The organism is Burkholderia sp. Se-20378 (assembly GCF_017104665.1).
Lineage (GTDB): Bacteria > Pseudomonadota > Gammaproteobacteria > Burkholderiales > Burkholderiaceae > Burkholderia > Burkholderia lata.
Window position 1 is genome coordinate 1 of the sequence record NZ_JAAGPG010000131.1, and the last position, 18957, is coordinate 18957.

Annotated in this window: 14 protein-coding genes; 6 read left to right on the top strand and 8 right to left on the bottom strand. The window is 67.7% G+C overall.

Annotated elements, in window-relative coordinates; translation table 11 throughout:
- The 7 genes from G3N93_RS16155 to G3N93_RS16185 all read right to left on the bottom strand — a co-directional run.
- On the bottom strand, positions 1-577 hold a 577-nt coding region (locus G3N93_RS16155; protein WP_206133459.1), incomplete at its 3' end, for a P1 family peptidase.
- The gene (gene gsiD / locus G3N93_RS16160; RefSeq protein WP_174935714.1) at positions 577-1470 is read right to left on the bottom strand and encodes a glutathione ABC transporter permease GsiD; all 894 of its coding nucleotides are present in this window, start codon (positions 1468-1470) and stop codon (positions 577-579) included. The genes gsiD and G3N93_RS16155, both read right to left, overlap by 1 nt.
- Positions 1471-1477: 7 nt before the next feature.
- Positions 1478-2398, bottom strand: coding sequence for a glutathione ABC transporter permease GsiC (gene gsiC, locus G3N93_RS16165; protein ID WP_174935716.1), 921 nt, complete (start codon positions 2396-2398; stop codon positions 1478-1480).
- Positions 2399-2477: 79 nt separating this feature from the next.
- Positions 2478-4040 carry a glutathione ABC transporter substrate-binding protein GsiB gene (gsiB, locus tag G3N93_RS16170; protein ID WP_206133460.1) on the bottom strand — a complete coding sequence of 521 codons (1563 nt, stop codon included), beginning with the start codon at positions 4038-4040 and terminating at the stop codon, positions 2478-2480.
- Between the two features lie 95 nt (positions 4041-4135).
- Positions 4136-6043: a dipeptide ABC transporter ATP-binding protein gene (locus tag G3N93_RS16175; protein ID WP_206133461.1), complete on the bottom strand. Its 1908-nt coding sequence runs from the start codon at positions 6041-6043 to the stop codon at positions 4136-4138.
- Positions 6044-6072: 29 nt separating this feature from the next.
- Positions 6073-7071: an isoaspartyl peptidase/L-asparaginase family protein gene (locus tag G3N93_RS16180; protein ID WP_206133462.1), complete on the bottom strand. Its 999-nt coding sequence runs from the start codon at positions 7069-7071 to the stop codon at positions 6073-6075.
- Positions 7068-8012, bottom strand: a complete 945-nt coding sequence (locus tag G3N93_RS16185) for a MurR/RpiR family transcriptional regulator (RefSeq protein ID WP_206133463.1) — start codon at positions 8010-8012, stop codon at positions 7068-7070. The genes G3N93_RS16180 and G3N93_RS16185 overlap by 4 nt, the downstream gene beginning before the upstream one ends.
- 473 nt (positions 8013-8485) lie before the next feature.
- Between G3N93_RS16185 and G3N93_RS16190 the strand changes: the two genes are divergently transcribed.
- The 5 genes from G3N93_RS16190 to G3N93_RS16210 all read left to right on the top strand — a co-directional run bounded on the left by G3N93_RS16190 (position 8486) and on the right by G3N93_RS16210 (position 16206).
- The gene (locus G3N93_RS16190; RefSeq protein WP_174935725.1) at positions 8486-9757 is read left to right on the top strand and encodes an MFS transporter; all 1272 of its coding nucleotides are present in this window, start codon (positions 8486-8488) and stop codon (positions 9755-9757) included.
- 27 nt (positions 9758-9784) lie between these two features.
- Positions 9785-12205 (top strand): glycoside hydrolase family 31 protein, encoded by a 2421-nt coding sequence (locus G3N93_RS16195; protein WP_206133464.1) that lies wholly within the window; start codon positions 9785-9787, stop codon positions 12203-12205.
- 110 nt (positions 12206-12315) lie between these two features.
- Positions 12316-13503, top strand: a complete 1188-nt coding sequence (locus G3N93_RS16200) for a porin (RefSeq protein WP_206133465.1) — start codon at positions 12316-12318, stop codon at positions 13501-13503.
- Between the two features lie 317 nt (positions 13504-13820).
- Positions 13821-15842: a BCCT family transporter gene (locus G3N93_RS16205; protein ID WP_174945011.1), complete on the top strand. Its 2022-nt coding sequence runs from the start codon at positions 13821-13823 to the stop codon at positions 15840-15842.
- Positions 15843-15894: 52 nt separating this feature from the next.
- Positions 15895-16206: a hypothetical protein gene (locus G3N93_RS16210; protein ID WP_011355475.1), complete on the top strand. Its 312-nt coding sequence runs from the start codon at positions 15895-15897 to the stop codon at positions 16204-16206.
- A gap of 99 nt (positions 16207-16305) precedes the next feature.
- Here G3N93_RS16210 and G3N93_RS16215 read toward each other — a convergent pair whose 3' ends face one another.
- Positions 16306-17154, bottom strand: a complete 849-nt coding sequence (locus G3N93_RS16215; protein ID WP_206133466.1) for a class I SAM-dependent methyltransferase — start codon at positions 17152-17154, stop codon at positions 16306-16308.
- A 199-nt stretch (positions 17155-17353) separates the two neighbouring features.
- Between G3N93_RS16215 and G3N93_RS16220 the strand changes: the two genes are divergently transcribed.
- Positions 17354-18817: a metallophosphoesterase gene (locus G3N93_RS16220; protein WP_206133467.1), complete on the top strand. Its 1464-nt coding sequence runs from the start codon at positions 17354-17356 to the stop codon at positions 18815-18817.
- Positions 18818-18957: the final 140 nt, after the last annotated feature.

Genomic DNA, 18957 nt, shown 5'->3' on the forward strand with positions numbered 1-18957 from the left:
TCTCGCCGACCGTATAGGACCGGCCAGCCGCGACGGCGACGCGCGACGCGGAGCCGATCCCGCCCTTCAGATCGAAGCTCGCCATCCCGCGCCCGGCGCCCACCGCGCCGCGTGCGACGTCACGCGATGCCGCGCGGCACGCGTCGTCGTAATGCGCGGCCGTGACCGCGAACGCCTGGATATCGTTCAGATAGCCGTCGTTGCACTCGAACACGAGCGGGTTGACGGTCGACCAGTCGCGGCCGATTTGCGGATTCGCCGCGACCGCCGCGCGAATCTGCGCCTGTGCGACCGCGCCGACGCCGAACGTATTGGTCAGCGCGATCGGCGTATCGAGCGTGCCGAGCTCGTCGACCTGCACGAGCCCGACGCTCTTGCCGAAGCCGTTGATCACGGCAACACCCGCCGGCACCTTGCTGCGGTACACGTCGCCCGGATGCGGCTTCACGACGGTCACGCCCGTCTGCACGTTGCCCGCATCGAGCGTGCAATGGCCGACCGTCACGCCCGGCACGTCGGCGATCGTGCCACGCGGCCCGGCCGGCAGCGTCGCCGTCCACATCGGTGAATGGCGCATCAGCGGCGCTCCAGCTTAGGATCGAGCGCGTCGCGCAGCCCGTCGCCGAGCAGGTTGAACGCGAGCACGGTCAGGAAGATCGCAAGGCTCGGGAAGATCGCGATGTGCGGCGCCGTCACCATGTCCGCGCGCGCCTCGTTGAGCATCGCGCCCCACTCCGGCGTCGGCGGCTGCGCACCGAGCCCGAGGAACGACAGGCTCGCGGCCGTAATGATCGACGTGCCGATCCGCATCGTGAAGTAGACGACGACCGACGACACGGTGCCCGGCAGGATGTGCCGCATGATGATCGTCCAGTCCGACGCGCCGATGCTGCGCGCGGCCTCGACATAGGTCATGTGCTTGAGCATCAGCGTGTTGCCGCGCACCAGCCGCGCGAACGCCGGGATGCTGAAGATCGCGACCGCGCAGATCACGTTGATCATCCCGTTGCCGAGGATCGCGACCACGCCGATCGCGAGCAGGATGCCCGGGAACGCGAACAGCACGTCGGCCACGCGCATCGTGATGCGGTCCCACCAGCCTTCGTAGTAGCCGGCGAGCAGCCCGAAGAACGTGCCGATCACCGCGCCGAGCGCGACCGAGAAGAAGCCGGCCGCGAGCGAGATGCGCGTGCCCGCGATGATCCGGCTGAAGATGTCGCGGCCGAGCGAATCGACGCCGAACCAGTGCACGGCCGACGGCCCCGCATTCAGCGCGTCGTAGTCGAAATAGTTCTCCGGATCGAACGGCACGATGTGCGGGCCGACGAACGCCAGCACGACAAGCGCCAGCACGAAGCCGCCCGCGACGAGCGCGACGGTCTGCTTGCGGAACTTGCGCCAGAATTCGCGCCACGGCGTGCGGATCGCGGCGGGTGCGGCCGGCGCCGCGGTCTGGACTGTCGCGTTCATGCGCGCCTCACTTGAACCGGATGGTCGGGTTGATGACCGCGTACAGCACGTCGACGGTCAGGTTGATCAGGATGAACTCGAGCGAAAACAGCAACACGATCGCCTGGATCACGGGGTAGTCGCGCATCGTCACCGCATCGACGAGCAGGCGCCCGAGCCCCGGCCAGTTGAACACCACCTCGACGACGATCGAGCCGCCGAGCAGGAAGCCGAACTGCAGCCCCATCATCGTGACGACCGGGATCATCGCGTTGCGCAGGCAGTGCTTGAGCACCACCATCGGCTCGCGCACGCCCTTCGCCCGTGCGGTGCGCACGAAATCCTCGTTCAGCACCTCGACGAACGACGCGCGCGTGAAGCGTGCCATCACGGCCGCGACCGCGGCGCCGAGCGTCAGCGACGGCAGCACGTAGCTCTTCCACGAGCCGTCCGGCACCACCGGCAGCCAGCCGAGCTTCACCGAGAAGATTTCCATCAGCAGCATGCCGAGCGCGAACGCGGGAAACGAGATGCCCGACACCGCGAGCGTCATGCCGAGACGGTCCGGCCAGCGGTTGCGCCACACCGCCGACGCGATCCCGATCGCCATCCCGAACGCCGTCGCCCACACCATGCTGACGAGCGTCAGCATCAGCGTCGGCATGAAGCGTTCGCCGATCTCGGTCGAGACCGGCCGCTTGCTGCGGGTCGATATACCGAAATCGCCGTGCGCGATCTTCGTGAAGAAATTCACGAATTGTGCGGGCAGCGGGCGGTCGAGCCCGAGATCGGCACGCACGAGCGCGACCGTCGCGTCGTCGGCTTCAGGGCCGGCCGCGAGCCGCGCCGGATCGCCCGGCAGCAGGTGGACGAACAGGAACACCAGCACCGCGACGATCGCGAGCGTGGGCAGCAGGCCGAACAGGCGTTTGACGAGAAAATTCAGCATGGGGCACCGATCGAATCAGCGTGCCGGCGGCTTGCGCCACCGGCACCGCGTGGCGGACGAGCCGCCGTCATCACTACTGTCACTTCAGCGAGATTTCGTCGAAGTTGAACGAGCCGTCCGGCATCACGTACGCGCCCTGCAGCCGCTTGCTGCGCGCATAGACGATCTTCTCCTGCACGAGGAAGATCCACGGTGCATCGGTCCAGATCTGCTTCTGCGCATCGGCGTAGAGCTCGGTCTTCTTCGCGCGGTCGACCGTCTCCAGCGCCTTCGTCAGATCGCCGTCGACCGCGTCGTTCTTGTAGTACGCGGTGTTGACGAGCTTCGGCGGCGCCGACGCGCCGGCGAGCAGCGGCGTGATCGCCCAGTTCGCTTCGCCCGTCGACGACGACCAGCCGATGTAGTACATCCGCACCGGCGCCTTCGCCGGATCCGGCGCGCTCTCGACCTTCGCGACGCGCTCGCCGGCTTCCAGCGCCTGCACCTGCACCTTCACGCCGACCTGCGCGAGCTGCTGCTGCACGAACTGGATCGCCTTCTGCGACGTCGAGTTGTTGTAGGCGGACCACAGCGTCGTCTCGAAGCCGTTCGGATAGCCGGCTTCCTTCAGCAGCGCGCGCGCCTTCGCCGGGTCGTACGGCCACGGGCCCAGCTTGGTCGCGTAGTCGACACCCTGCGGCACCACGCCGGTGGACGGCGTCGCGAAGCCGGAGAACGCGACCTTCGCGAGCGCTTCCTTGTTCACCGCGTAGTTCAGCGCCTGGCGCACCTTCGGGTTGTCGAACGGCTTCTGCTGCATGTTCAGCGACACGTAGCGCTGCACGATCGACGGCCGCTCCACGATGTCGACCTTAGGGTTGCCCTTCAGGTCGAGCGCCTGCTCGAACGGGATGCGGAACGCGAAATCGGCTTCGCCCGTCTTGATCAGCGCGGCACGCGTGTTGTTGTCGACCACCGGCTTCCAGTCGATCGCGTCGATCTTCGGATAGCCCTTCTTCCAGTAGCCGGCGAACTTCTTCACCTTCAGGTCGTCGGTCTGCTTCCATTCGACGAACTCGAACGGGCCCGTGCCAACCGGATGCAGCGCGATGTCGCGGCCCCACTTCTTCAGCGCGGCCGGCGAGATCATCACGGCCGACGGGTGCGCGAGCGTGTTGATCAGCGCCGAGAACGGCTCGCGCAGCGTGATCTTCACCGTGTACGGATCGACCACCTCGGTCTTCTCGATCACGCGGAACATGTTGTAGCGCTTCAGGTGGTTCGCGGGATCGGTCACGCGGTCGAAGTTCGCCTTCACGGCCGCCGCGTTGAAATCGGTGCCGTCGTGGAACTTCACGCCCTGGCGCAGCTTGATCGTGTAGACCTTCGCATCCGGGCTCGCGTCGTAGCCGGTTGCCAGCACGTTGACGAGCTTCATGTCCTTGTCGAAGCCGAACAGCCCCTGGTAGAACGACTTGACGACGGCCTGCGACACCGTGTCGTTCGCGTCGTACGGGTCCATCGTCGTGAACGTCGAATCCACCGCCATCACCGCGGTCTGCTGCGCGAACGCGGGCACCGCGGCCGACAGCGCGAACGCGCCGGCGAGCGCGACGAAACACGCGCGCGGACGAAACATCGGGAACGGATGCTGCTTGGTCATTTTGCTGGGCTCCTAACGGTGAATCGGTGACGCCTCACGGGCGTTTCGGTTTCGACTTCCTGCAAGCTCGCGCATCGCCGTAGCGGCGCATTTCATCAGTACGCGCCGCCGACGCGATGCGTCGCGACGTAATGATCGGGACCGACCGCGACGAGCGGCGCGACGACCGGCTCGTCGCCGACCGCGCGGATCGGGCTCGGGATTTCGTCTGCTGCCAGCTGGCGCGGCGCGTGCCGGCGCGCGGGGTCCGCCACCGGCACCGCACTCATCAGCTTCTTCGTGTACGGGTGCTGCGGCGCCTCGAACACCGCGCGGCGCGGGCCGATCTCGACGATCTGGCCGAGATACATCACCGCGACGCGATGGCTGATGCGCTCGACCACGGCCATGTCGTGCGAGATGAACAGGTACGCGACGCCGAGCTCGCGCTGCAGGTCGAGCATCAGGTTGACGATCTGCGCCTGTACCGACACGTCGAGCGCCGACACCGATTCGTCGGCGATCACGACCTTCGGGTTCAGCGCGAGCGCCCGCGCGATCGCGATCCGCTGGCGCTGGCCGCCCGAGAATTCGTGCGGATAGCGGCGCGCGGCCTCCGGCGGCAGGCCGACCTTGTCGAGCAGCCAGTCGACGCGCGCCTGCGCTTCGCGGCCGCTCGCGACACCGTGCACGAGCAGCGGCTCCATGATCGAGAAGCCGACGGTCAGGCGCGGGTTCAGCGACGCGAACGGATCCTGGAAGATGAACTGGATGTTCCGGCGCAGCGCCTGCAGGTCCGAACCCTTCAGCGCGCTGATGTCGCGGCCGTCGAACTCGATCGAGCCGCTCTGCGATTCGACGAGGCGCAGCAGCGAGCGGCCGGTGGTCGACTTGCCGCAGCCCGATTCGCCGACCAGCGCAAGCGTCTCGCCCGCGCGCAATTCGAAGCTCACGCGCTCCACCGCATGCACGTATTGCGACACGCGGCCGAACACGCCGCTCTTCACCGGGAAGCGCGTCACGAGATCGCTTACGCGCAGGATCGGCGACGCGGACTGATCGACGGGCGGCTGCGCCTCGTCGTTCGCCGCGGGCGCGGGCGATGCCGCCGATGCCGCCGCGTTCGCGCCCTCCACCTTCAGCAGCGGGAATTTCTCGGGCGCATCGGTGCCCTGCATCGAGCCGAGCTTCGGCACGGCCGCGAGCAGCGCACGCGTGTAGCGATGCTCCGGTGCCGCGAAGATGCGATCCGATTCGCCCTCCTCGACCTTCTCGCCGCGATACATCACGAGCACGCGGTCGGCCACTTCGGCCACCACGCCCATGTCGTGCGTGATGAAGATCACGCCCATGTTCATCTCGTCCTGCAGCCCGCGCACGAGTTGCAGGATCTGCGCCTGGATCGTCACGTCGAGCGCGGTCGTCGGTTCGTCGGCGATCAGCAGCGAGGGGCGGCACGACAGCGCCATCGCGATCATCACGCGTTGCCGCATCCCGCCTGACAACTGATGCGGATAGCGCGCGAACACGCGGCGCGCCTCCGGGATACGCACGAGTTCGAGCAGCCGCAGCGTTTCCGCGCGCGCTTCCGACATGCTTTTCGACTGATGCAGCGCGATCGCCTCGCTGATCTGGTCGCCAACCGTGAACACCGGGTTCAGCGACGTCATCGGCTCCTGGAAGATCATCGCGATGTCCGCGCCGCGAATGCCGCGCATCGTCGCGCCGCTGGCCTGCGCAAGATCGACGAGCGCGCCGCCGCGCCGGCGGAACGCGATCCGGCCGTTCGTGATCGCACCGCCGCCGTGCTCGACGAGCCGCATCAGTGCGAGCGACGTCACCGACTTGCCCGAGCCCGATTCGCCGACGATCGCGAGCGTCTCGCCGCGATCGACGTGAAACGACACGTTGCGCACCGCGTCGAACGTCGCGCCTTCGCGGCGGAACGTGACCGACAGGTCGTCGACGGCCACCACGCGCTGCTCGGGCAGCACCAGGCCGGACGGGTTACGGCTCGTAGTCATCGTGGGTCTCCTCCTCGTGCGGTCCGGGATCAGGCCGTGTCGTCGTCGCGATAGATGCCGACCACCGGCGCTTCGCCGACGCGCGCGTAACCGCGGTACATCCCTTCGGTGTTGAACGGCATCGCGACGTTGCCCTGCGCGTCGACCGCGATGATCCCGCCGCGGCCCGCGAGGCGCGGCAGCTTGTTCATCACGACGTCGTGCGCGGCGTCGGCGAGCGACGCGCCGCGATACGCGATCTGCGCGGCCACGTCATGCGCGGTCGCGAGCCGGATGAACATCTCGCCCGTGCCCGTCGACGACACCGCGCAGGTTGCGTCGTCCGCATAGCAGCCCGCACCGATGATCGGCGAATCGCCGACACGCCCCGGCTGCTTGTTCGTGATGCCGCCCGTCGACGTCGCCGCCGCGATGTGGCCATGCTGGTCGCATGCGACCGCACCGACCGTGCCGTGCTTGCGGTCCGGATCGAGCGGTTCCGCCGGCTGCTGCGAGGGTGATGCGCCGAACGTGAACGTCGCCGCGTCGTGGTCGAGCATCGCGCCCGCCGCTGCACGCGCCTTGACCCACTGCGCGTGACGCGCCTCGGTGTGGAAGTAACCCGGTTCCGCGAGTTCGAGCCCCTGTGCGGCCGCGAACGCATCGGCGCCCTCACCGGCGAACAGCACGTGCTCGCTGGCTTCCATCACGCGCCGCGCGGCAAGCACGGGATTGCGCACGCGCGTCGCACAGCAGATCGCGCCGGCGTCGAGCGTCGCGCCGTCCATCACCGCCGCGTCGAGTTCGTGCTTGCCTTCGGCCGTATAGACGGCGCCGCGCCCCGCGTTGAACAGCGGACAATCCTCGAGCATCCGCACCGCGACGGTGACGGCGTCGAGCGCGCTGCCGCCATCGGCCAGCACCTGCTGCGCGGCCGTCAGAATGGCGGTCAGTTCGGCGCGGTACTGACGTTCGGTGTCGGAATCCATCGCATCGCGCAGGATCGTGCCTGCGCCGCCGTGAATCGCAACGATCGCGGGTGAAGTCATGTTTTTTTCGGACTGTGAGTAGAAGGATTGGCGGCCGGTGGCGTCGCTTGCGGCTGCATGAGCCACGGCAGCAGGAATTCGGTCATCTCGGCCGCGGATTTCGCGGACCGGTGCGTGCGCAGCGCGACCGCGTCGATCAGTGCCTCGATCATCGCGAGCACGGCCGCTTCCGACGTGGCCGCGAAGCGACGTTCGGCCTTGACGTACAGGTTCAGCGACGCGATCGGCGCAAGCGGCGATTGCGGGCCGTCGGAGATCCCCAGCACGCGGGCCCCGCGCGCCGCCGCACGGCGGGCGAGTTCGATCGTGTCCTTCACATAGCGCGGAAACGCGAGCGCGATCACGAGATCGCGCGAGTCGGCCGTATACAGGCGCCGCGCCGCATGCGACGGGCCGCCGAGCAGCGCGAGCGACTGCACGTTGTCATGACAGACGGACAGCCCGTGCTCCATCAGCCCGGTGAGGAACGCGCTCGACCCCGCGCCGAGGATCAGCACGCGACGCGCGCCGACGATCGCCTCGACCGCGGCCTCGACATCGGCTGCGTCCAGTTGCGCACGCGTGTTCTCGATGTTCGCGACGGCCTGGTCGAATACCGCGTCGATCCATACGGCGCCACGTACGCCGGGCTCCTGCTCCTGCGCGGAACGCAGCCGCTCGACCGGCCCGAGCGTCGCCTCGAAGCCGCGCACCAGCGCCGCGCGCATCGCCGGATAGCCGTCGAAACCGAGCGCCTTCGCGAAGCGGTTCGCAGTCGCGATCGACGCGTTCACGGCCTGCGCGAGTTCGTCGATCCGCATCGTCGCCGCGCGGAACGGATTCGCGAGCACGAACTCGCCCATGCGGCGGTGGATCGGCGTCATCAACGGCATGGCCGACGCGATCCGCTCGGCGATCGCGGGTTCGTCTTGACTGGCGTCGTGCGGAACGAGAGGCGTCATGCGAAGGGTTATTGCAAGGATGATGAAAATGAATTTACACAACTCCGATCCCGAAAAGAAATAAATTTTCATCAGGGTTGTCACGCTCCATCCCGCGCCATTCGATTGCCCGATCGCCTGAACAGCCCCGCCCCATGGGCCTTTGACGCCTAATCGCCGCGCGTCGTCACGCGCCCTGCCGCCACTCGTCCATGGGGAAAACCCCGAGCAAGTTCGTTCGAATGCAATTTCACGTTGACCGGATTCGAATTCGAACATAGGATGTTCGAAAATGATCAGTCGTCAGATAACATTAGCCTTCAGAGACGACGAAATGTTCGCTTGAACACCATTATTCCGACTCAAACCGGAAAAAATGGCGCTCATCAAGATCGGACATCGTACGAATAAAGTGAAAACAGGCCATCCCGAACGGATGGTCGTCATGGATAAGGCCGACGCCACGCGCCGGCCCTGCCCGACAGGAGACAGCAGTGAAGACAGTCAAGGCGTTGCGCTGGTGGATCATCGTGCTCGTGTGTCTGGGCACGATCCTCAACTACCTCGCACGGAATTCCCTCGCGGTGCTCGCCCCCGAGCTGAAGCAGGTGTTCGCGATCTCGACGCAGCAGTATTCGTACATCGTCGGCGCGTTCCAGATCGGTTACACGATCATGCAGCCCGTGTGCGGCTTCGTCGTCGACCTGATCGGGCTGCGGCTCGGGTTCGCGCTGTTCGCGATGCTGTGGTCGGTGGTCGGCGTCGCGCACGGGTTCGCGTCGGGCTGGCTGTCGCTCGGCATCCTGCGCGGCTTTCTCGGCCTGTTCGAAGCCGCCGCGATTCCGTCCGGGATGAAGGCTGTCGCCGAATGGTTTCCCGATCGCGAGAAATCCGTCGCCGTCGGCTATTTCAACGCGGGCACGTCGCTCGGCGCAGCGATCGCGCCGCCGCTCGTCGTGTTCCTGTCGATGCGGTTCGGCTGGCAGGCCGCGTTCATGGCCACCGGCGCGCTCGGCTTCGTATGGGCCGCGCTCTGGTACACGCAATACCGGTCGCCCGCGGACCATCCGCGCATCACGCCGCAGGAGCGCGCGCTGATCCGCGACGGCCAGGCGACGATGCCGCCCGTGTCGAAGCGCCGCATCCGCGACGTCGTCACCGCACGGCGCTTCTGGGCCATCGCGCTGCCGCGCTTCTTCGCCGAGCCCGCGTGGCAGACCTTCAGCTTCTGGATTCCGCTGTATCTCGCGACCGAGCGCCACATGGAACTCAAGCAGATCGCGATCTTCGCGTGGATGCCGTTTCTCGCGGCCGACCTCGGCGGCATCGCGGGCGGCTACCTGTCGCCGTATCTCGCGAAGCGCTTCAAGCTGCCGCTCGTGTGGTCGCGCGTTGCCGGCGTCGCGCTCGGCTCGGTGCTGATGCTCGGGCCCGCGATGATCGGGCTCGTGGCGTCGCCGTACACGGCCATCGCGCTGTTCTGCGTCGGCGGCTTCGCGCACCAGATGATCTCCGCGCTCGTCAACACGCTGTCGGCCGACGTGTTCGATCCCGAGGAAGTCGGCACCGCGAGCGGCTTCGCCGGGATGGCCGCGTGGATCGGCGGGCTCGGTTTCTCGCTGCTGGTCGGCGCGCTCGCCGACAAGATCGGCTATGCGCCGCTGTTCGCGTGCCTCGGCCTGTTCGACCTCATCGGCGTCACGCTGCTCGCGGTGCTGATCCGCGGGCAGTCGAAGCAGGAACGCCTGCTCGCACGGCACGCCTGACCTTCGCTCTCACCAGGAATCGCATTCATGACTTCGCTTCTTCATCCGCCCGTGTTCCGCGTCGCCGGCCAGCACGCGAACCGTGTGCTGCTCGCGTCCGAGGCGGGCGCAACCCTCGAGATCTTCGTGCTCGAGGACGACATCGTGCGGGTGCGCGTGCTGCCCGACGCGACGGCGCGCAACCCGCGCACGTGGTCGATCGCACCGGGCCTCGACGACGTGGCGCTCGACGGACGCGATCGCCTCGACCTGAGCGGCTTCACGCTGCCCTCCTTTACCCTCATCGAAGACGACGACGGCGTGTGCATCGAAACCGCGCAGATCCGGCTCGCGGTGCGCCTGCAAGGCGGCCACTGCACGTGGTCGATGCGCGACGCGGACGGAACGTGGCGCGTCGCCCTCGCCGACCGCGCGACGCAGGCGTACAACTTCGGCTGGTGGGACGATCGCGCGTATCACTACGTCGCCCGCGAGCGCGGCGACAAGGTGTTCGGCCTCGGCGAACGCGCGGGCGACCTCGACCGCACCGGCGCGCGCTTCGAGATGCGCAACATCGACGCGATGGGCTACAGCGCGAAGCACACCGACCCGCTGTACAAGCACATCCCGTTCTACATCACGTGGTCGCCCGACGCATGCCAGGGGTTCGGGCTGTTCTACGACACGCTGTCGGACTGCTCGTTCGACATGGGCCGCGAACTCGACAACTATCACGGCCCGTACCGCTATTTCGTCGCCGAGCACGGCGATCTCGACTACTACTTCATCGCATCGCCCGACACGCCACTCGCGGCCGCGCGGCGCTTCACGTGGCTCACGGGGCGCCCCGCGCGCACGCCGAAATGGGGGCTCGGCTATTCGGGCTCGACGATGAGCTACACCGATGCGCCCGACGCGCAGCAGCAGATGAACCAGTTCGTCGAGCAGTGCGACACGCACGACATCCTGTGCGATTCGTTCCACCTGTCGTCGGGCTATACGTCGATCGGCGCGAAGCGCTACGTGTTCAACTGGAACCGCGACAAGTTTCCCGATGCGAAGGGCTTCGTGAAGCATTACCGCGACCACGGCATCCGCCTGTGCGCGAACATCAAGCCGTGCCTGCTGCGCGACCATCCCGCATTCGAAGACGCCGCGAAGCGCGGGCTGCTGATCCGCTCCGCGTCCGGCGAGCCCGCATGGGTGCAGTTCTGGGACGAGGTCGGTGCGTATCTCGACTTCACGCAGCCTGACGCGTACCGCTGGTGGCGCGAGCAGGTCACGTCGGCGCTGCTCGAATACGGGATCGAGTCGACCTGGAACGACAACAACGAGTACGAGATCTGGTCACCCGATGCGATCGCGCACGGCTTCGGCCAGCCGTTTCCGGCGCGCGAGGCAAAGGTGCTGCAGACGATGCTGATGATGCGCGCGTCGCGTGAAGCGCAGCGCGCGCATGCGCCGGCGCAGCGGCCGTTCCTCGTGTCGCGCTCCGGCGGCGCCGGCATGCAGCGCTATGTACAGACCTGGTCCGGCGACAACTACACGTCGTGGGAAACCTTGCGCTACAACCTGAAGATGGGCCTCGGGCTCGCGCTGTCGGGCGTGTCGAACATCGGTCACGACATCGGCGGCTTCTCCGGGCCCGCGCCATCGCCCGAACTGCTGCTGCGCTGGGTGCAGTTCGGCATCTTCATGCCGCGCTTCAGCATCCACTCGTGGAACGACGACGGCACGGTCAACGAACCGTGGATGTACCCCGAGATCACCGCGCAGATTGCGTCGCTGATCAAGCAGCGCTACCGGCTGCTGCCCTACCTCTACCACCTGCTGTGGCTGTCGACGACGCGCTACGAGCCCGTGCTGCGGCCGACCTTCGCCGATTTCCCCGGCGATGCGCGCTGCTACGACGAATGTGACGACATGATGCTCGGCGATGCGCTGCTCGTCGCACCGGTCGTCGATCCCGGCCTGACGGAGCGCACCGTCTACCTGCCGTCGGGTGCGCGCTGGATGTGCTGTGCTAGCGCGCAGTCGTTCGACGGCGGTACGAGCGCGACGCTGCCCGCGCCGCTCGACACGCCGGTGATGCTGCTGCGCGAGGGCCGCGTGCTGCCGCTGAACGTCGCGGAACAGCATTTCGGCGCGCGTGCCGACACGCGCGGCTTCCTCGTTGCGCCGCGCGTCGAGGACGGTGTCGCATACGGCGAATGCGTCGAGGACGACGGCGAGACGGAAGCATGGCGCGACGGCGAATACGGGCTGTGGCGCATCGAGACCGGCCGCGAGGCATCCGGCGTGCTCGGCGTATCGGTGCGCTGGGACGGCCGCCCGGCACGCCCGGCCGACCGCGTCGAGATCCTGTTGCCCGCGTCGCTGCAAGGCCCGGTCGCCGTCCGTGGCGCGCGTGTCGAGCAGGATGCGCAGGATGGCGCGTGGCGCCGCCTCGTCGTCGGATTCGACAACTGAACCGCATAACCCGGGCAAGGCGGGTCGTTCACGCGGCCCGCCGCCCGCCACAGAGGAGGCGACCGAGCCTCCCGCCCCTTTGAAAAGATGAAGAGATCTGGAGATCGTCAATGAAAGCACCCGTCAACCGCTATGCAATCCTGATTTTATCGGCCGCGTCGCTCGGCACGGCCGCCGCCCACGCGCAGAGCAGCGTGACGCTGTACGGCGTCGTCGACGATTCGCTCGCGTACGTGAACAACCAGCAAGGCCATTCGAACCTCTACATGCGCGACGGCAACCTGTATGCGTCGAAGTTCGGGCTGCGCGGCGACGAGGATCTCGGCGGCGGCACGCATGCGATCTTCGACCTGCAGTCCGGCTTCAACCTGAACAACGGCGCACAATCCGCCGCCGGCCTGATCTTCAATCGCCAGGCCTTCGTCGGCCTGCGCAACGATCACTACGGCACGATGACCGCCGGCCGCCAGTACACGCCCTACTTCCTGTTCGTCGGCCCGTACGCGTCGAGCAGCTGGCTGACCGGCGCGACGGGCGCGCATCCGGGCGACATCGACGGCCTCGACACGACGATTCGCGTGAACAACTCGGTTACCTATACGTCGCCGACCTTCGCCGGGCTGACCGCGAGCGCGATGTACGCATTCGGCGGCATTGCCGGCGCGACCGGCAAGGGCAACACGTTCAGCGCCGCGCTGCGTTATGCGAACGGGCCGATCGGCGTCGCGGCCGGCTACCTGCGCATCAACAGCTCGGGCTCGTCGGCCGGCTTCCTGAATCCGGCAACCGCCGCGTCGGGCAGCTTCGCGGTGTCCGTGCTGAACCAGGGCTACCTCACCGCGAAGGCCGTCGAGCAGATCGCGGCGGCCGGCAACTACACGCTCGGCGACCTGACGATGGGTCTCAACTACTCGAACGTGAAGTACCTGCCCGGCAACGGCTCCGCGTTCACGGACACGGCCGTGTTCAACACCTACGGCGCGCTCGCCGCGTACCGCTTCACGCCGGTGTTCTCGGTGGCCGGCGCGTTCGCGTACACGCTCGCGTCGAAGGCGAACGGCATCAACAGTGCGGCCCGCTACCAGCAGTACTCGCTGAAGGAGTCGTACAGCCTGTCGAAGCGCACGACGCTCTATGCGCTGCAGGCGTACACGCATTCGAGCGGGCAGACGCTCGGTGCGCAAGGTGCCGGCCACGTGATCGACGCGGCACCGATCGTCGGCGATTCGCAGCAGCTCACACCGTCGACGACACACGGCCAGTTCGTCGGCATGGCCGGCATCGCCGTCACGTTCTGAACCCTCACGGCAGCGCCTTCAGTGCGCTGCCCCTGCCCCGGACGACACGCATTGCTCGCATTCCACGCGTGCCGTCCGGGCGCCCGATACACGTCCGCCACCGCGTTTTCAGCAGCCTGTCGGCCCGCCAGGCGAACCCCGCGGGTTTTCTCGATCTCCTCAATACCTTACAATTCGTCAGGTTTTCCCTTCTGCATGCCCCCTTCTTGCAGTCCTGACACCGCGGTACACTCGACGCACGCCGTATCAGGGTCCGACGCGTGACGTACGCGCCGGGCGGCGTCGCGCCTCGTTGCGCCCACAACTGGATGCCAGCCATGCCAGATTCCCGTCCCTCGCCCCGCACGACATTCAAGCCGCAGGTCGTCCTGCCCGCGCTTGCGGTCATCGGTGCGCTGCTCGTCGTGTGCGCGTTGCGCCCGAGCGAAGCCGGCGCGCTGTTCTCCGCCGGCCAGCAATGGGTCATCGCGCGCTTCGACTGGTTCTACGTGCTCGCCGTCACCGGCTTCCTCGTGTTTCTCGTGCTGATCGCCGCGAGCGACTTCGGCAACATCCGGCTCGGCCCCGACGACGCCGAACCCGAATTCAGCTTCGTATCGTGGACAGCCATGCTGTTCGCAGCCGGCATGGGCATCGGCCTCATGTATTTCGGCGTCGGCGAGCCGATGCAGCACTTCCTGAAACCGCCGACCGTCGACCCCGGCACGCCCGCCGCCGCGCGCGAAGCGATGCTGATGACGTTCTTCCACTGGGGTTTTCATGCGTGGGCGATCTACGGGCTGATGGGGCTCGTGCTCGCGTACTTCGGCTTCCGCTATAACCTGCCGCTGACGCTGCGCTCGGGGCTGTATCCGGTGCTGCGCGAGCGCATCAACGGCTGGATCGGTCACACGGTCGACGCGTTCGCGCTGGTCGGCACGGTCGCCGGCATTGCCACGACGCTCGGCTACGGCGTGATGCAGTTGAGCGCGGGCCTGCATACCGTCGCCGGCTGGGACACCGGCAGCAACGTGTTCCGCATCGGGCTCGTCGCGGTCGTTGTAATCCTCGCGGGCGTATCAGCCGCAACCGGCCTCGACAAGGGCGTGCGGCGGCTGTCCGAGCTGAACCTGCTGCTGGCGTTCCTGCTGCTCGCGTTCGTGGTCGTCGCGGGCCCGACGGCCTTCCTGCTGCGCGCGCTCGGCGACAACATCGGCCAGTACCTGTCGAGCCTCATCGACCTGTCGTTCCGCACGTATGCGTACGCGCCGCCGCGCGAGGAAGGCTGGTTCGGCGGCTGGACGATCCTCTACTGGGCATGGTGGGTGTCGTGGTCGCCGTTCGTCGGCATGTTCATCGCGCGCATCTCGCGCGGCCGCACGATCCGCCAGTTCGTGATCGGCGTGCTGCTCGTGCCGACCGCGTTCAACCTCGTGTGGATGACGGTGTTCGGCAATAGCGCGATCTGGCTCGATACGCACGGCGCGGCCGGCGCGCTCGCGCAGACGGCCACCAATGTCGACGCGCTGCTGTTCCGCTTCTTTGATTTCCTGCCGATGCCGCAACTGCTGTCGATCGTCGCGATCGTGCTGATCGCGGTGTTCTTCGTCACGTCCGCCGATTCGGGCGCATTCGTGATCGACCAGATCGCGACGCGCGGCAACGCGCACTCGCCTGTGTGGCAACGGCTGTTCTGGGCCGCCCTGCTCGGCGTGACGGCTGCGGTGTTGCTGGTCGCGGGCGGGCTCGGCGCGTTGCAGGCGATGACGCTGATCGCCGCGTTGCCGGTCGCGATCATCATGATCGCGCTCTGCTACGGGCTGTGGCGCGGGCTCGCGGCCGACCGCGTGCACTATTCGCAGGACGTCGCGCCCGCGACGAGCTTCTGGACCGGCCAGCACTGGCGCCATCGCCTGACCCACATCCTGCGGCAGACGACCGAAGCCGAAGCGCGCCAGTTCGTCGCCGAGACGGTCGAGCCCGCGTTGCGCAAGGTCGCCGACGAGCTGCGCGCGAGCGGTGTCGATGCGAACGTGCAGCGCGACAGCGACGATGCCGTGCGGCTCACCGTGCCGACCGCCGATCACCGCGATTTCGTGTACGGCGTGCGCGTGACGGTGAAATCCGCGGCTGCGTTCCTGGTGCGCGAGGCGGCCGAGCCGGAAGCGGAACGGGCACACGTGTACGGAATCGTCACGTTCTTCGAGGATGGCCGGCTCGGCTATGACGTCGAATACCTGCGCGGCGACGAAGTGATTGCCGACGTGCTGCGCCAGTACGAACGCTACGTGTCGCTCGCGGCCGACAAGCGCACGCATCTGCTGAGCCGCGCGCCGGGGCACGCGACGGAGGCCGAATGATCCCCGCCTTTGGTACGCCGTGGCGACCCGCCATGCGCAACGGAGCCGCACGATGACCGGGCTCCTGCAAAGCCGCGCGTCCGACGTCATCGCGCTCGGCACGCTCGCGCTGCTCTACCTCGGCGGCGCCGGCATCGCGCTGTGGCGAATCCGGGCCGCGGCGCCGCGCGGCAAGGTCTACTGGATCGTCTGCGCGGCGCTGCTCGCCGGCGGCGCCATCGCGATGGGCATCAACCTGTCGCCGATGCCCGACACCGGGGACATGCCACCCGGGTTTGCGCTCGGCGTCGAAGCCGTGCTGCTCGGTCTCGCCTTGGTCGCCGGCGGTTGCGCGTGGTTGATGCTGCGTGCGCGGCGACGCTGACGCGCGTGCGTCACGCGGCCCGGCTTCGTCCCGCGCGAACGTTCACGCGCGGGGCGATCCGGCCGCCTCTTCCCTGATCTGCCTCTGTACCGCAACGCGTTACGCGGACGGTGCCCGCGCCGTCACGAGCCAGCATGCCGCGTCGAAGCGCACCTCCGCGCCGTCGATGCAAGGCTCGAACGCGGCACGCATCGTGTCGACCACGCGCCGCCGGGTCGCCTCGTCCACCTGCAGCAACGCCAGCCCGACCGGGCCCAGCCGCGTGATGTAGTCTTCCAGCGCGGGCGCGGGCAACGCACACGCCAGATCGACCGGCTCGATCGCAACGTCCGCCCAGCCGCTGTCCGACAACACCGACGCGATCCGCTGCCGGTCGCCGAACGCGAATTGCCCCGGCGCACCAGGCCGCCGCGCGGGCAGGTTCGGCAGCAACGGTGCGGCGGCCTGCTCGGCGATCGTCATGAACGGATTGTCGGCCGCGCCGCGCCACGCGACGAACCGCATCTGCGCATTCGGTCGCGCTGCATGCCGCAGATTCGCAAAAGCACGAACCGGATCGTCGAAGAACATCACGCCGAGGCGCGACACGATCAGGTCGACGCTCGCAGGCTCGAACGCGTGCGTTTGCACATCCGCGCACACGAAGCGGGCGGGAACGCCGCTGCGTTCGGCACGCGCCTGCGCGGCGTCGATCATCCGGGCCGAGATATCGATACCCGTGCATTGCACGTCCGCACCGAGCCGCCGCGCGATCGCGAGCGTGACCGCGCCCGTGCCGCAGCCGACGTCGAGCACGTTGCGCGCGGGCGACGTGGCCACTGCGTCCACGAGCAACTTCTCCAGCGGTTCGAACATCCGGTCGATCGGCGCCTGCGTATCGACCCAGGCGCGCCCCGACGGGCCGTTCCATAACGCGGATTGTTCATCATTGGGCCGGTTGGTTTCCATCTTCGATTCCCCTTCTGGTTCGTTGATCGTGCCTCGCACTTTGCTGCTTCAAGCCGGCTTGAGGTCAAGGCCCCCGACCGCGACCCGCCGCCGCAATGTCGATACACGGCCCACGTACGAGCGCCCGTCGCGCCCCGTTTTTTTCATATTTCTTACATTCGTGTTGCGTATCGTTGACGACTTTCCTACGGTGCCTCCCATGCGACGACTCCTCACGCGCGCGCTGCTCGTGCGCTGCGCTCCCCTTGTTGCCCTCGCCGCGCTGTCCGCGTGCTCGAACCACATCGATTCGCCGGCCGATCCGGCGAGTGCGTCGGTCAACATCCAGGCCGCATGGGTCGAGATCGGCGAGTCGAACCAGGCGATCGCGCGCGTCATCACGAACTACACGCCCGCTTCGGCCAGCGATCCGCTGTGCCCGCAACTGACCGTCGACGGCAAGCTGTCGCGCATGTCGCTGCGCACGGGCGCCGCGACCATCGCCCAGCGGCCGACCGCCAGCGATCCGTCCGATTCGAAGCCGTCGAGCTTCCCGGTGTCCGTCTGCGAGATGACGCTGCCGGCCGGCGCGCAGGCGGCGAGCGTCGCGGGCCGTACGCTGCCGCTACCGAAGGCGCAGCCGCAGCGCATCGCGATCATCGCCGACACCGGCTGCCGCATGAAGAAAGCCGACAACGCCTGGCAGGCGTGCAACGACGCGTCGGTGTGGCCGCTCGACACGATCGCGGCCAGCGTCGCGAAGCTGTCGCCCGATCTGGTGATGCACATCGGCGACTACCACTATCGCGAGAACGCGTGCCCGCCGGACATCGCCGGCTGCAAGGACAGCCCGTGGGGCTATGGCTGGGATACGTGGCAGGCCGACCTGTTCCGCCCGGCCGCCCCGCTGCTCGCGAAGGCGCCGTGGGTCGTCGTGCGCGGCAACCACGAGGAATGCGCGCGGGCGGGCCAGGGCTGGTTCCGCTTCCTCGATCCGCGCCCGTATTCGGCCGCGCGCTCGTGTGACGATCCGGCCAACGACAACAACGCGAACTATTCGGAACCGTATGCAGTGTCGCTCGGCGGCGGCTCGCAGGTGATCGTGTTCGACACCGCGAAGGTCGGCCGCACGCCGCTCAAGACGACCGACGCGCAATTCGGCATCTACCAGAAGCAATTCCAGACGGTCGCCGCGCTCGCGTCGAAAGCCGGCATGACGACGACGATTTTCACGAACCATCATCCGATCCTCGCGTTCGCGCCGATCGCCGGCAGCACGCCCGCGCCGGGCAACCTCGCACTGCAGTCGGTGATGTCGAGCCTCAACGCGCAGGCGTACTACCCGCCGGGCGTGCACGTCGCGCTGCACGGGCACGTGCATGACTTCCAGGCGATCAACTTCTCGTCCGGGCATCCGGCGACGATCGTGTCCGGCAACGGCGGCGACAATCTCGACGTCGCGCTGCCCGACCCGTTCCCGGCCGGCCTGACGCCCGCACCGGGCGCCGTGATCGAGCGGCTGTCGCACAACAACAGCTTCGGCTTCCTGATCATGGAACGCCGCGCGGCCCCAGCGACCGGCTGGGTGTTCCACGCGTATTCGGCGGCCGGCAAGCTGCTCGCGTCGTGCAACCAGTCGGGCACGACGCTCGCCTGCGACAAGACGGGGTTCATCGCACCGTGAGCGAAGGAGTTCGATGTGACGGCCGCGATGCAGGCGGCCTGCAAACGCTGCGCGCGCTGGCCACGGCGGCCGTGCTTGCCGGCCTGGCGCTCGCGGCTCACGCTGCGCCGGCCGAAACGGTCCTGCTTCCCGGTGCGCCG

What these genes read in the sequence shown, in the direction of transcription:
- G3N93_RS16180 (WP_206133462.1), bottom strand. Translation starts at nt 7,071, where the DNA reads ATGACTTCACCCGCGATCGTTGCGATTCACGGCGGCGCAGGCACGATC.
- G3N93_RS16215 (WP_206133466.1), bottom strand. Translation starts at nt 17,154, where the DNA reads ATGGAAACCAACCGGCCCAATGATGAACAATCCGCGTTATGGAACGGC.
- G3N93_RS16210 (WP_011355475.1), top strand. Translation starts at nt 15,895, where the DNA reads ATGACCGGGCTCCTGCAAAGCCGCGCGTCCGACGTCATCGCGCTCGGC.
- G3N93_RS16220 (WP_206133467.1), top strand. Translation starts at nt 17,354, where the DNA reads ATGCGACGACTCCTCACGCGCGCGCTGCTCGTGCGCTGCGCTCCCCTT.
- gsiD (WP_174935714.1), bottom strand. Translation starts at nt 1,470, where the DNA reads ATGAACGCGACAGTCCAGACCGCGGCGCCGGCCGCACCCGCCGCGATC.
- G3N93_RS16205 (WP_174945011.1), top strand. Translation starts at nt 13,821, where the DNA reads ATGCCAGATTCCCGTCCCTCGCCCCGCACGACATTCAAGCCGCAGGTC.
- G3N93_RS16195 (WP_206133464.1), top strand. Translation starts at nt 9,785, where the DNA reads ATGACTTCGCTTCTTCATCCGCCCGTGTTCCGCGTCGCCGGCCAGCAC.
- G3N93_RS16175 (WP_206133461.1), bottom strand. Translation starts at nt 6,043, where the DNA reads ATGACTACGAGCCGTAACCCGTCCGGCCTGGTGCTGCCCGAGCAGCGC.
- G3N93_RS16200 (WP_206133465.1), top strand. Translation starts at nt 12,316, where the DNA reads ATGAAAGCACCCGTCAACCGCTATGCAATCCTGATTTTATCGGCCGCG.
- G3N93_RS16185 (WP_206133463.1), bottom strand. Translation starts at nt 8,012, where the DNA reads ATGACGCCTCTCGTTCCGCACGACGCCAGTCAAGACGAACCCGCGATC.
- gsiB (WP_206133460.1), bottom strand. Translation starts at nt 4,040, where the DNA reads ATGACCAAGCAGCATCCGTTCCCGATGTTTCGTCCGCGCGCGTGTTTC.
- gsiC (WP_174935716.1), bottom strand. Translation starts at nt 2,398, where the DNA reads ATGCTGAATTTTCTCGTCAAACGCCTGTTCGGCCTGCTGCCCACGCTC.